This is a genomic window from Pseudomonas sp. MWU12-2020, from assembly GCF_023100605.1.
In the GTDB taxonomy this organism is placed as follows: Bacteria; Pseudomonadota; Gammaproteobacteria; order Pseudomonadales; family Pseudomonadaceae; genus Aquipseudomonas; species Aquipseudomonas fluorescens_H.
Genome location: NZ_JALMEX010000018.1, coordinates 1 through 12,937, shown reverse-complemented (window position 1 = coordinate 12,937; position 12,937 = coordinate 1). Strand labels below are relative to the sequence as shown.

14 protein-coding genes are annotated in these 12,937 nt (G+C 58.4%); 5 read left to right on the top strand and 9 right to left on the bottom strand.

Annotation, left to right across the window (positions count from 1 at the left end; translation table 11 throughout):
• Nucleotides 1–5: 5 nt before the first annotated feature.
• Complete coding sequence (gene crp / locus M0814_RS27065; RefSeq protein ID WP_007966430.1) at nt 6–650, bottom strand: cAMP-activated global transcriptional regulator CRP; 645 nt, start codon at nt 648–650, stop codon at nt 6–8.
• Nucleotides 651–888: 238 nt separating this feature from the next.
• On the opposite strand from crp, the gene M0814_RS27060 reads away from it, so the two are divergent.
• Together M0814_RS27060 and speD are read left to right on the top strand one after the other, a co-directional pair.
• Nucleotides 889–1,311: an OsmC family protein gene (locus M0814_RS27060; RefSeq protein ID WP_103484978.1), complete on the top strand. Its 423-nt coding sequence runs from the start codon at nt 889–891 to the stop codon at nt 1,309–1,311.
• Nucleotides 1,312–1,548: 237 nt separating this feature from the next.
• Entirely contained in the window at nt 1,549–2,343 is a 795-nt protein-coding gene (speD, locus tag M0814_RS27055; RefSeq protein ID WP_003228791.1) for an adenosylmethionine decarboxylase, read from the top strand.
• Between the two features lie 118 nt (nt 2,344–2,461).
• Here speD and coq7 read toward each other — a convergent pair whose 3' ends face one another.
• From coq7 to hemJ, 6 genes are all read right to left on the bottom strand, one after another.
• Entirely contained in the window at nt 2,462–3,109 is a 648-nt protein-coding gene (gene coq7, locus M0814_RS27050) for a 2-polyprenyl-3-methyl-6-methoxy-1,4-benzoquinone monooxygenase (RefSeq protein ID WP_027610738.1), read from the bottom strand.
• 204 nt (nt 3,110–3,313) lie between these two features.
• Nucleotides 3,314–3,652 carry a histidine triad nucleotide-binding protein gene (locus M0814_RS27045; RefSeq protein WP_003228789.1) on the bottom strand — a complete coding sequence of 113 codons (339 nt, stop codon included), beginning with the start codon at nt 3,650–3,652 and terminating at the stop codon, nt 3,314–3,316.
• An 80-nt stretch (nt 3,653–3,732) separates the two neighbouring features.
• The gene (locus M0814_RS27040; protein WP_045122654.1) at nt 3,733–4,521 is read right to left on the bottom strand and encodes an SDR family oxidoreductase; all 789 of its coding nucleotides are present in this window, start codon (nt 4,519–4,521) and stop codon (nt 3,733–3,735) included.
• A 61-nt stretch (nt 4,522–4,582) separates the two neighbouring features.
• On the bottom strand, nt 4,583–5,530 hold the full coding sequence (locus M0814_RS27035; protein WP_103484979.1) for a DUF805 domain-containing protein: 948 nt from the start codon (nt 5,528–5,530) through the stop codon (nt 4,583–4,585).
• Between the two features lie 79 nt (nt 5,531–5,609).
• Entirely contained in the window at nt 5,610–6,578 is a 969-nt protein-coding gene (locus M0814_RS27030; protein ID WP_103484980.1) for a nitronate monooxygenase family protein, read from the bottom strand.
• A gap of 35 nt (nt 6,579–6,613) precedes the next feature.
• Nucleotides 6,614–7,042 (bottom strand): protoporphyrinogen oxidase HemJ, encoded by a 429-nt coding sequence (gene hemJ / locus M0814_RS27025; RefSeq protein WP_098965883.1) that lies wholly within the window; start codon nt 7,040–7,042, stop codon nt 6,614–6,616.
• Nucleotides 7,043–7,177: 135 nt separating this feature from the next.
• On the opposite strand from hemJ, the gene argC reads away from it, so the two are divergent.
• Both argC and erpA read left to right on the top strand, forming a co-directional pair.
• Complete coding sequence (argC, locus tag M0814_RS27020) at nt 7,178–8,212, top strand: N-acetyl-gamma-glutamyl-phosphate reductase (protein WP_003228778.1); 1,035 nt, start codon at nt 7,178–7,180, stop codon at nt 8,210–8,212.
• A 168-nt stretch (nt 8,213–8,380) separates the two neighbouring features.
• Nucleotides 8,381–8,731 carry an iron-sulfur cluster insertion protein ErpA gene (erpA, locus tag M0814_RS27015; protein WP_003228776.1) on the top strand — a complete coding sequence of 117 codons (351 nt, stop codon included), beginning with the start codon at nt 8,381–8,383 and terminating at the stop codon, nt 8,729–8,731.
• A 75-nt stretch (nt 8,732–8,806) separates the two neighbouring features.
• Here the strand turns inward: erpA and M0814_RS27010 are convergent, their stop codons facing one another.
• Together M0814_RS27010 and M0814_RS27005 are read right to left on the bottom strand one after the other, a co-directional pair.
• Nucleotides 8,807–9,898, bottom strand: coding sequence for an anhydro-N-acetylmuramic acid kinase (locus M0814_RS27010; RefSeq protein WP_003228774.1), 1,092 nt, complete (start codon nt 9,896–9,898; stop codon nt 8,807–8,809).
• 3 nt (nt 9,899–9,901) lie between these two features.
• A complete protein-coding gene (locus M0814_RS27005) occupies nt 9,902–11,326 on the bottom strand; it encodes a peptidoglycan DD-metalloendopeptidase family protein (RefSeq protein ID WP_103484981.1) in 1,425 nt (474 codons plus the stop codon).
• A 212-nt stretch (nt 11,327–11,538) separates the two neighbouring features.
• Here M0814_RS27005 and tyrS point away from each other — a divergent pair, with 212 nt between their 5' ends.
• Complete coding sequence (gene tyrS, locus M0814_RS27000) at nt 11,539–12,738, top strand: tyrosine--tRNA ligase (RefSeq protein WP_003228770.1); 1,200 nt, start codon at nt 11,539–11,541, stop codon at nt 12,736–12,738.
• Nucleotides 12,739–12,937 lie beyond the last annotated feature (199 nt).

Sequence of the window (12,937 nt, the reverse complement as noted above, 5' to 3'; positions counted from 1 at the left end):
CGCGCTTAGCGCGTGCCGAAGACCACCATGGTCTTGCCTTTCACATCGACCAGGTTGCGTTCTTCAAGATCCTTGAGCACGCGACCGACCATCTCCCGCGAACAACCGACAATCCGCCCGATTTCCTGACGCGTCACCTTGATCTGCATGCCGTCCGGGTGGGTCATCGCGTCAGGTTGCTTGCACAACTCCAGCAGGCAACGGGCCACGCGACCGGTGACATCGAAGAACGCCAGGTCGCCGACCTTGCGCGTGGTGTTGCGCAGGCGTTGTGCGATTTGTCCGCTGAGAACGTAAAGAATGTCTGGATCCTGCTGCGACAATTCGCGGAACTTTACGTAGCTGATTTCGGCAATTTCACATTCAACCTTGGCCCGCACCCAGGCACTGCGTTGCTGCTCCTGACCCGCTTGTTCGAACAGGCCCAGCTCGCCGAAGAAATCCCCGGCGTTGAGGTAGGCGATGATCATTTCACGGCCGTCGTCATCCTCGATGAGGATCGTCACCGAACCCTTGATAATGAAGTACAGCGTGTCCGAGCGATCGCCGGCGCAGATGATGTTGCTCTTGGCCGCATGGCGACGGCGCTGACAATGCATCAACAGCTTGTCGAGGTTCTTGATTTTGGGTGTGGGGGTAATAGCAACCATGGTTGTATCCCGAAAAGACTGCACGGTGATGTTTGATTTTTTATGAGGCGCTGAAGGCGGTCGCTACACAGGCTGACAATTGGCGCCAGCGAATTGGCGCCAGCTTACCAGACACTTCGTCGAAAATTCGAGAAATTACCTACACCGCAGAGGCATCCGTCCTAGGAACACCAAGCGCTGTCAGAGCAAGGGCCTGTGCTAAGCTGGCAACCCTTTTTTCTACAGTGGAGTCTTGGCGATGAAGGCACGCATCCAATGGGCTGGCGAAGCCATGTTCCTCGGCGAATCCGGTAGCGGTCATGTCGTGGTCATGGACGGTCCGCCGGACGCCGGTGGTCGTAATCTGGGTGTTCGCCCGATGGAAATGCTCCTGCTGGGCGTTGGCGGTTGCAGCAACTTCGACGTGGTCAGCATCCTGAAGAAGTCGCGTCAGGCGGTTGAAAGCTGCGAAGCGTTCCTCGAAGCCGAGCGCGCGACCGAAGATCCGAAGGTGTTCACCAAGATCCACATGCACTTCGTGGTCAAGGGCCGGGGCCTGAAAGAAGCCCAGGTCAAGCGCGCCATCGAACTGTCTTCCGAGAAGTATTGCTCGGCCTCGATCATGCTCGGCGCGGCCGGCGTGGCGATCACTCACGATTATGAAATCGTCGAACTCGGCTGAGCCGACATTCAACTATCATAAAAGCAGTGCAGACTCTGGCGATCCCTCGCTGACGTCTGCATAATGCGCCACTTTTTTCAGGGCAGTGATCGGTCAGCCGACGGGTCATCCGCCTGAACAGATAACCAAAATCGCCATCGCGAAGAGGTGTTAACCGTCCTACGCAGGTGCGTTGTTCGCACTTGACGGGCATGCTTGATCACGCGGCTGCGCCGCATACATAGAGAGTTTTTAACGGTGAAAAGCAAACTCAAGCTCCACGGGTTCAATAACCTGACAAAGACCTTGAGCTTCAACATCTATGACATCTGCTACGCGGAAACCCCGCAAGACCAGCAGGCTTACGTCGAGTACATCAATCAAGAGTACAACGCCGAACGCCTGACGCAGATTCTCACGGAAGTTGTCGAAATCATTGGTGCCAACATTCTGAACATTGCCAGTCAGAATTATGAGCCTCAGGGTGCCAGCGTCACGATTCTGATCTCGGAAGAGCCGGTGACCCCGACTGACAGCCAGATCGAAGAGTCCCCGGGTCCATTGCCCGAAATCATCCTTGCCCACCTCGACAAGAGTCACATCACGGTGCATACCTATCCGGAAATCCATCCGGACGCCGGTATCGCGACGTTCCGTGTGGACATCGACGTGTCGACCTGTGGTGTCATTTCACCGCTTAAAGCGCTCAACTTCCTCATTCACCAGTTCGATTCGGACATCGTGACCGTGGATTACCGTGTGCGCGGCTTCACCCGTGACGTTGAAGGCAACAAGCACTTCATCGACCACGAGATCAACTCGATCCAGAACTACCTTTCCGAAGACACTCGCGACGCGTACCAGATGACCGACGTGAACGTGTACCAGGAAAACCTGTTCCACACGAAAATGCTGCTGAAGAACTTCGAACTGGACAACTACCTGTTCGGCGACGCCACCAGCAATCTGTCGTCCGAGCAGCGCGCTCAGGTGACCGAGCGTGTGAAACACGAAATGCTGGAAATCTTCTACGCGCGCAACATGCCGACGTAAGATTTCCGGGCACAAAAAAGGCGACTACCGTGCGGTAGTCGCCTTTTTTATTGCCGAAAAACAGAACCCTGTGGGAGCGGGCTTGCTCGCGAAGGGGCCCTGCCAGACAACACTGAAGTCAGATCCTGTAGGTACTCTTGGTCATCACCTTCGCCAACAGGCTCATTCCGAACTTCACCGGCGCCGGAAAGCGGAAACCACCCGCATCCAGTGCACTCTCCGCATGATGTTCTTCATCAATGCGCATCTGCTCCAGAATCGCCCGGGACTTCTCGTCCTCGGCCGGTAATTGCTCCAGGTGTTCGTTCAAGTGCTTGCACACCTGATGCTCAGTGGCCGCGACGAAACCGAGGCTGACCTTGTCACTGATCAGGCCGGCCACAGCGCCGATGCCGAACGACATCCCGTAGAACAACGGATTGAGCACGCTGGTATGGCTGCCCAGTTGATGGATGCGCTGTTCGCACCACACCAGATGGTCGATTTCTTCTTCGGCGGCGTGTTCCATGGCGGCACGTACCTGCGGCAACTTGGCGGTCAGCGCCTGCCCCTGATACAGCGCCTGGGCGCAGACTTCACCGGTGTGGTTGATGCGCATCAGGCCGGCGACGTGGCGGGTGTCTTCGTCGCTCATCTGCACATCCGGCTGCACGATGGCGGGTGACGGGCGGTACGGCTGGCCACTGAAGGGCAGCAGGGTGCGCATCGCGGCATCGGCTTGCAGCAGAAGACGGTCAATCGGCGAGTAGTGACGTTGGGTAGTCATGCTGACCTCCGGGAAAAATCTCGACGGCCAGTTTAACCGAATCGGCCGGGGAAGGTTTGCGCTGGGTCATTGCCATGCAGAGAGCACGGTGGTGTTTTTGTGGGAGCGGGCTTGCTCGCGAAGACGTCGGCACATTCAAAGTTTCAGTGCCAGACAATCCGCTTTCGTGAGTAAGCCCGCTCCCACAGGGGCTGATGCAGTGAATCAGCCCGGTGGCCAGTTCATCTGACGCTGACCGAGTACGTGCATATGAATGTGATAGACGGTCTGCCCACCCTTTTCATTGCAGTTCATCACGACCCGGAAGCCTTCCTCGCAGCCCAGCTCCAGCGCCAGACGCTGGGCAGTGAACAGGATGTGCCCGGCCAGTGCCTTGTCGTCTTCGGTCAGGTCATTGAGGGTACGCACCGGTTTCTTCGGGATCACCAGAAAATGCACCGGTGCCTGAGGAGCGATGTCGTGGAACGCCAGAACCTGGTCGTCCTCGTAAATGATCTTGGCCGGGATCTCCCGGTTGATGATCTTGGTGAACAGAGTATCCACTGCTGTTTTCTCCGTTGTGTGGGCTGGCCTGAGTGTACGCATGGGGAATGCCCCCGCCCAGTGTTTTGCCGTAGGACAGTTCAGCGCGGGCAGTAAGCCTTGTTGACCATGCCGACGAGGGTGCGATTGAGCCAGCGCGAGCCGAGGCGTGGCAGGAAGGCGAACCAGCGATTGCGCCTCCCGGGAATGATGATGGCGCGGTTTTTTTCCAGTGCACGCACGGTGTACAGCGCGACTTCCTCGGGACTCATCAGCAGCTTGCTGTCCTTGAGTTTGTCGCTGTTGAGCTGCGCCGTGCGGAAAAATGCGGTGCGGGTCGGGCCGGGGCAAAGCACCGAAACCTTGACCGCGCTCTGTTTGAGCTCGACCCGCAGGGCTTCGGAGAAGTGCAATACGTAGGCTTTGCTGGCGTAATAAGTGCTCATCCACGGACCGGGATTGAACGCCGCCACCGAGGCGACGTTGAGAATCTGCCCGCCGCCCTGCAGCGCCATGCTGTTGCCGATGGCGTGGCACAGGCGGGTGAGGGCGAGGATGTTGACTTCGATCAGGTCCTGCTCGGTCATCCAGTCCTGGGCGAGGAATGGGCCGCAGGTGCCGATGCCAGCGCAATTGACCAGCAGATCGATCTGCCGGTCGCCTTCTTCCAGTTCCAGCAGGAACCCGGACAAGCGCAATGGCTCGCCGAGGTCGCAGGCGCGGAACAACACCTCCACGCCAAAGCGCTGGGTCAGTTCGATCGCGATACTTTCCAGCTGATCACGCTGGCGAGCCACCAGAATCAGGCTGCGGCCGCGCCGGGCCAGAGCTTCAGCCAGGGCCAGGCCGATGCCGCTGGAGGCGCCAGTGATCAGAGCGTAACGGGTCATGCAATTCTCCATCGCAACAGCTCCGCGCCAGCGACGCAGGTGTCACGGCGGGGAGCGCTGTTCATTCTTTCGCAGAGTCTACAGGGGCCGGGGCCGCTTCGGCTGCATCGTCCACGGAATTCGCCGGTTCAGTCTCGACCTCGACTTCATCGGTGGTGACCGAGCCGCTTTCGTAGCTGCTCTCAAGGTTGCTTTCGTATTCCTGCTGAATGGCCGAGATGCCGCCGAGCATGCCGCCGGCAAATATTAGGGCGAAGAACACGATCCACAACGAGCACAACACTTTGACCGCGGTACTGTTGGGTGGCGGTGGCGGGCCGTAGCGGTTGGCCCCGGTATTGCCCGGCACGACCATGATCACCAGCGGGAAGAAGCTGCCCACGAACGGCACCAGGTTCAGCAGCCACAGCCAGCCGGACCATCCGATATCGTGCAGGCGCTGCACGCTGAACAGGATGCTGACAATGATGAAGCCGAGGAACAGGAAGAACGCGAATATCCCGCCGATGATCAGACCGGTGGTGGAGTCGCCACTGACCAGTCCGAGCGCGAGCAGAGCGAATATGCCAACGATCGGCAGGGTTACCAGGCTCAGTACCATCGTCCAGGCCAAAAACCGCAGGCGACCGATCCGGCCTTCAACGCTGAAAGGCTTGAGCACAGCGAAGGCGGGCAGGTTCTCGCCAACCTCGGCGCGTGGTGGTGCGTAGGGGGAGGCTGGTTCTGCAATGACGGGCTGATGTTCGTCCACGTCCGCCAGATTCAGCTCGATTGCCGTTTCCGCCTCGATCCGCGCGTCGATCCCGGTTTTGCTCAGTGCTTGCAGATAAGTCTGCGCATCACTGTGAGTCAGGTCGCGCTTGAGGGCGACGGTGCTGCCGTTGAACAGGCGCTCGATGGCAGCGACATCGCTTTTGAACAGGGCTGCCAGATTGAGCTTGGCGGTGGTGAGATCGACGCCGGGCTGCAGAGCACCGTCGAAAACGATCTTGTAACGAGGTTCGCTCATGGTCGGGGCATCCTTGTCGCGAATGAATTGAAGGTCAGCAAGTGTAAGGCCAGTCGGTCGATCACTGGCCTGATTTTTCTCAGCGCGGCCAGCGTTTGGGCAATTGCGCCGCGCGTTCCAGCGCCTGACGGTATTCCGCGTCGAGCCGGGCGATCAACTGATCCACACTCGGCAAGTCGTCAATCTGGCCCACGCCCTGGCCGGCGGACCATACGGTCTTCCAGGCCTTGGCTTCGTCGTTGATCGGTTTGAGCTTGTCGCCGAAATTGACCTCACCCTTGCCTTGCAGCGCGGCCATGTCGAAACCTGCCGCCTCCAGGCTTTGGCGCATGAAGCTGGCCGGCACGCCAGAGACGGCAGGAGTATGAATGATGTCCGCCGCTTTGGCCTTCAGCAGCATGTCCTTGTAGGCGTCAGGCGCATGACTTTCGGTGGTGCCGATAAATCGCGTACCGAAGTAGGCCAGATCCGCGCCGAGCAGTTGTGCGGCCAGGATCTCATTGCCGTGGTTCAGACATCCTGCAAGCAGCAGGGTTTTATCGAAGAATTCGCGGATCTCGGCGATCAGTGCAAACGGGCTCCAGGTGCCGGCATGGCCCCCGGCGCCCGCCGCAACGGCGATCAAGCCGTCGACTCCGGCTTCGGCAGCTTTCTCGGCATGCCGGCGCGTGGTCACGTCGTGAAATACCAGACCACCGTAGCTGTGAACTGCGTCGACCAGTTCCTTCACTGCGCCAAGGCTGGTGATGACAATCGGCACCTTGTGCTCGACACAAATGTTCAGGTCCGCCTGCAGGCGCGGATTGCTGTTGTGCACGATCAGGTTCACGGCATACGGTGCCGGGTTGTCCAGCGTCGCCAGTCCCGCTTCGATCTGCTCCAGCCAGGCCTTGAAACCGCTGCTTTCACGTTGGTTCAGCGCCGGGAAACTGCCGACCACGCCGTTACGGCAGCAGGCGAGCACGAGCTCCGGGTTGGAGATCAGGAACATCGGCGCTGCCACTACCGGCAGGCGCAGACGTTGTTCGAGCAGAGCGGGCAGCGACATTGGAAATCCCCCGAGGTGTTATGCCTGTATAGAAGTTAGAACGGCTTGACCACGACCAGAATTACGATAGCCAGCAATATCAGAACCGGCACTTCATTGAACCAGCGATAAAAGACATGGCTGCGGGTGTTCTCGCCACGGGCGAAGCGTTTTACCTGCGCACCGCACATGTGGTGGTAACCGATCAGCAAGACCACCAGGGTCAGCTTGGCGTGAATCCAGCCGCCCATGCTGAAGATGCCCGGATTGAGGTAGATCAGCCAGCCGCCGAAGATCAGCGTGGCGATCATCGCCGGGCCCATGATGCCGCGATACAGCTTGCGCTCCATGACGCTGAAGCGTTCCTTGCTGATCGCGTCTTCACTTTGCGCGTGATAAACGAACAGCCGGGGCAGATAGAACAGCCCGGCAAACCAGCACACGACACTGACGATGTGAAACGCTTTGATCCACAGATAGAGCATTTTTAGTTATTCCCAGGTTCACGGTAGCCGGGATAGTAGAGGCTTGAGCGTCCGCACGTCACCTTGATGGTTGTCGCAGGGGCGCGCGGCCCCTATTATCGACGGCTTTCCAGTGGGTTCGTTGAGGGCAGGTTTATGGTCAAGGTCGGTATCGTCGGCGGCACGGGTTACACCGGTGTCGAACTGCTGCGTCTGTTGGCACAGCATCCGCAGGCAGAAGTGGTGGTGATCACTTCCCGATCCGAGGCCGGTCTGGCCGTGGCTGACATGTACCCGAACCTGCGCGGCCACTATGACGGTCTGGCGTTCAGCGTTCCCGATATCAAGACCCTTGGCGCTTGTGATGTGGTGTTCTTCGCCACTCCGCACGGCGTTGCCCATGCGTTGGCCGGTGAACTGCTGGCGGCGGGCACCAAGGTCATCGACCTGTCAGCGGACTTCCGTCTGCAGGATGCTGAAGAATGGGCCAAGTGGTACGGCCAGCCACACGGTGCGCCGGAATTGCTGGACGAGGCGGTCTACGGTCTGCCGGAAGTCAATCGCGAGCAGATCAAGAAGGCTCGTCTGATCGCCGTTCCCGGCTGCTATCCAACCGCTACGCAGTTGGGTTTCCTGCCGCTGCTTGAGGCGGGTCTGGCTGACACTTCGCGTCTGATCGCTGACTGCAAATCCGGCGTCAGCGGTGCCGGTCGCGGCGCGTCTGTAGGCTCGCTGTACTCCGAGACGTCGGAAAGCATGAAGGCCTATGCGGTGAAAGGTCACCGTCATCTGCCGGAAATTCGCCAGGGTCTGCGTCGCGCTGCCGGTAAGGCCGTTGGTCTGACCTTTGTGCCGCACCTGACGCCGATGATCCGTGGCATTCACTCCACCCTCTATGCGACCGTGGTCGATCGTTCGGTGGATCTGCAGGCGCTGTTTGAAAAGCGTTATGCCAACGAGCCGTTTGTCGATGTGATGCCCGCCGGCAGCCATCCGGAAACCCGCAGCGTGCGTGGCGCCAATGTCTGCCGCATTGCAGTGCATCGTCCGCAGGATGGTGATCTGGTGGTGGTGCTGTCGGTGATCGACAATCTGGTCAAAGGCGCGTCGGGTCAGGCGGTGCAGAACATGAATATCCTGTTCGGCCTGGATGAGCGCTTCGGCCTGTCCCACGCCGGCATGCTGCCGTAACACTTTCGGCAACACAGCAAAAAGGCCCGTCAAACGGGCCTTTTTGCATTCTGGGCAGTTGGTCGGGTTTATTGATATACCGTAACAATAGTTGACCGATTTTCTAGGACAAGCGGATAATGCGCGTCATCACGCATTATGGCGGCGTAACGCCGGGAGATAGTCAGCATGAGCGTCGAATCCTTCACCCCCACGGCTTTGCAATTCACCCAAGGTGCTGCGCACAAGGTGAAGAGCCTGGTCGATGAAGAGGGGAATGATCGCTTGAAGCTGCGCGTATTCGTTACGGGCGGCGGTTGTTCGGGGTTTCAGTACGGCTTCACCTTCGATGAGGATGTGGCCGAGGACGACACCATCGTCGAGCGCGAAGGCGTGAGTCTGGTGGTCGATCCGATGAGTTTCCAGTACCTGGCGGGTGCCGAAGTGGACTACCAGGAAGGTCTGGAAGGTTCGCGCTTTGTGATCAAGAACCCGAACGCCACCACGACCTGTGGTTGCGGCTCTTCGTTCTCGATCTGATCGCACCTCGCTACACACAACAAAACGCCGCAGAGCCTTACGGTTCTGCGGCGTTTTTTGTTGTCGGCGTTTTGTTCAGTTGGGGTAAATGGCGCCGAGTATCCGCAGGCCTTTGGCGCCGGTGACGCTCGGACGGTTGGCGGCAATGCCTTCGAGGCAGCAATGGGCCAGCCAGGCGAAGGCCATTGCCTCGACCCAGTCCGGATCGACGCCGTGAGTGGCGGTGCTGGCCACGGTAGCGTTTGGCAACAGGTCGGCCAGACGCTTCATCAGCGTGACGTTGTGAGCGCCGCCGCCGCAGACCAGCATTTCCCGGGTATCGGCTTGAGCGGTTTGCAGCGACTCGACAATGGTCAGCGCCGTCAGTTCGAGCAGCGTTGCCTGGACGTTTTCAGGGGCGAAGCTCGGTAACTCTGAGAGATGGTGTTCCAGCCAAGGCAGGTTGAACACTTCCCGGCCAGTACTCTTTGGACCTTTGGTCACGAAGAACGGATCGCTGAGCAGCGCTTTCAGCAAGACTGGCTCGACAGTGCCGGTGGCTGCCCACTGACCGTTGCGATCATAGTTCTCGCCGCGTTGCTGATGAATCCAGGCATCCATCAGCACATTCCCAGGGCCGCAGTCGAAACCGGCTACAGGCCTGGTCGGCTCAATCAGACTCAGATTGCTGAAACCGCCGACATTCAAGACTGCACGGTTACCGCTACGCTCCTCGAACAAAGCTTCATGGAAGGCAGGCACCAGCGGCGCACCCTGGCCGCCAGCAGCCACATCACGGCTGCGGAAGTCACTGATCACGGTGATGCCGGTCAACTCGGTCAGTAGTGCGGGATTGCCGATCTGCACGGTGAAGCCGCGAGCGGGCTCATGGCGAATGGTCTGACCGTGGCTGCCGATTGCGCGAATGGCTTCAGGTTTGAGTTGCTGCTGATCGAGGAGGGTGTTGATGCCCTGTGCGGCGAGTTTTACCCAGTGCTGCTGGGCGAGCGCCGAGCGGGCGATCTCGTCTGGGCCGCTGGCGCACAGGCCAAGCAGCTCGGTGCGCAGGGATTCGGGCATGGGGATGTAGTGCGTGGCGATCAGGGCGATCGCCGAGGTCTGCTCGATCAGGGCGATGTCCAGCCCGTCGAGACTGGTGCCGGACATCACGCCGATATAAAGAGCCATGGCTTAGCGCTTGCTCGAAGCCAGCATGGTGGCCTTCTCTTGGTCCATGCGGGCCATCAATGGCTGGCTCTGTGCAAGGAAGCGTGCACGCTCGGATTTGGCGATCGGATCAGCCATCGGCAGCTTCTGGCCCAGTGGGTCGACGTGAACGCCGTTGACCTGGAACTCATAGTGCAAGTGCGGTCCGGTGGACAGGCCGGTGGTACCGATATAGCCGATTACCTGGCCCTGCTTGACGGTGCCGCCGGTTTTCACGCCTTTGGCGAAGCCTTGCATGTGGCCGTAGAGCGTACGGTAGGTGTTGCCGTGCTGAATGATCACGGTGTTGCCGTAGCCGCCGCGGCGACCAGCCAGCAGCACTTTACCGTCGCCGGCAGCCTTGATTGGCGTACCGCGTGGAGCTGCGTAATCGACGCCTTTGTGGGCGCGGATCTTGTTGAGGATCGGGTGTTTGCGGCCCATGGAGAATTTCGAACTGATGCGGGCGAAGTCCACCGGGGTGCGGATGAACGCCTTGCGCATGCTGTTACCATCGGCGGTGTAATAGCTGCTGTTGCCTTGTTTATTGGTGTAACGCACGGCGGTGTAGGTCTTGCCGCGGTTGGTGAAGCGCGCAGACAGGATCGGGCCGGTGCCCACTGCCTTGCCGTTGACCACTTTCTGCTCGTAGATCACGTCGAATTCGTCACCCTGGCGGATGTCCTGCGCAAAGTCGACGTCGTAGCCGAATACGCTGGCCATATCCATGGTCAGGCTATGGGACAGGCCTGCGCGGGCAGCGGATTGTGACAGTGAGCTATTGATCACGCCGTGCACGTAAGCCGTGCGAACGGTAGGTTTAGCGGTGACGCGGTTGAACGCATAGCCCTTGTCGTTCTTGGTCAGGGTGATGGTTTCTACGTCGCTGACCTTGCTGTGCAGGCTGGTCAGTTGGCCTTGCGGGTTCAGTTCGAACTCGAGCTTCTGGCCGTGCTTGAGCTGGCTGAACTGTTTGGCTTGTTTATCACTGGCCAGGACTTCATGCACGGCGGCGGCTGGCAGGCCGACTTTCTCGAATAATGTAGAGAGCGTATCGCCCTTTGAGACGATGACTTCGCGATGTCCCGGGGCTTTCGGTTTTTCCGCAGTCGGAGCAGGTGCAGGTGCGGCCTCAGCGGTTTTCGGGGTGTCTTCGGTGCTGTTTTCGATCTGGGCGAAAGGTGAGGCTACTGGCTCATTTGTGGCTTGAACCGCGTCAGCAGCGTCTTGATCTTGTGTCAGTTGTTCAGCAGGACTTTCCAGTTCAAGGCTCAGGGTCGTCTTTTTGGCTTCAACATCACTGGAAGGGAATACCAGGAGCGCCAGGCTGAGAAGGGCGGCGATTCCACTTGCGGCAAGCAGGTGGGTCTTCGGGTAAAGCGGTGGCGCTTTAGACGGTTCAGTGGTCATAAGTAATTTTGACTTTGAAAAAAGATGAATTGGAAAAGATGAATGACATGATGAAGATGAAATAACTGTATAAAATATAACCAAATCATCCCCGAAGCAAGTCTACAGACAGCCTGTCTGCAGATTGGTGTCCGTGCGCCGGGCAAAACTTGTAATTGGTGCGCGATCTTGTATGGTTGGTTCCCTTTGAATCTGAGCCTTGCGGGTCTGTTATGAAGTCGGTTGAAGAGCAGCTAGCGCTGATTAAACGTGGTGCGGAAGAACTATTGGTCGAGTCCGAGCTGATCGAGAAGCTCAAGCGCGGCCAGCCGCTGCGTATCAAGGCTGGTTTCGATCCAACCGCCCCGGATCTGCACTTGGGTCACACCGTGCTTATTAATAAGCTGCGCCAGTTCCAGGAATTGGGGCATCAGGTGATCTTCTTGATTGGTGACTTCACCGGCATGATCGGTGATCCAAGCGGCAAGAGCGCTACGCGTCCTCCTTTGACTCGCGAGCAGGTTTTGGAAAACGCCGAGACCTACAAGTCTCAGGTATTCAAGATTCTGGATCCGGCGAAAACCGAAGTTGCGTTCAACTCCACCTGGATGGATCAGATGGGGCCGGCGGACTTCATTCGTCTGACTTCGCAATACACCGTCGCGCGTATGCTTGAGCGTGATGACTTCGATAAGCGTTACACCACCAACCAACCGATCGCCATTCACGAGTTTCTCTATCCGCTGGTTCAGGGTTATGACTCGGTTGCTCTGCGCGCGGATGTCGAGTTGGGCGGTACTGATCAGAAGTTCAACTTGCTGATGGGGCGTGAGCTGCAGCGTGGATATGGCCAGGAAGCTCAGTGCATTCTGACCATGCCGCTGCTAGAGGGTCTGGATGGCGTGAAGAAGATGTCCAAGTCGTTGGGCAACTACGTCGGTATCCAGGAAGCGCCAGGTGTGATGTACGGCAAGCTGGTCTCGATCCCGGATGCGTTGATGTGGCGTTACTTTGAGCTGCTCAGCTTCCGTTCGATGGATGAGATCGATGCCTTCCGTGCGGATGTAGAGGCTGGGGCTAACCCGCGCGATATCAAGATCAAGCTGGCAGAAGAGATTGTCGCTCGCTTCCACGGTGAGGAGGCTGCCGCCAATGCGCATCGCGCTGCTGGTAACCGTATGAAGGATGGTGAACTGCCGGATGATCTGCCGGAGATTGAGCTGGCTTCTGCTGAAGATATGCCGATTGCGGCCGTCCTTAATAAGGCAGGCCTGGTGAAGAACTCGGCGGCTGCGCGTGATCTGTTGGCTTCCGGCGGTGTGCGTGTGGATGGTGAGGTGGTTGATCGCTCCTTTATATATGTACTGGGTGCGACCCACGTTTGTCAGGCGGGCAAGAAGGCATTTGCACGCATCACGCTGAAATCTGAATAAAGTTGAATCTAGGGGTTGACGGCGAATTTTAGAAGTCTATAATTCGCCCCACTTCCGGCGCAGTCGAAACGGAAAACTCCTTGAGATTCAATGAGTTATGCGGTTTTCGACAGCGGCTTGCTTCAGTTCACCGAAGCCTGGAAGGAGTTGAAAGGGCGGTGATGTTTGGCTCTTTTGACGGTTCGATCTTCTCGGTCGG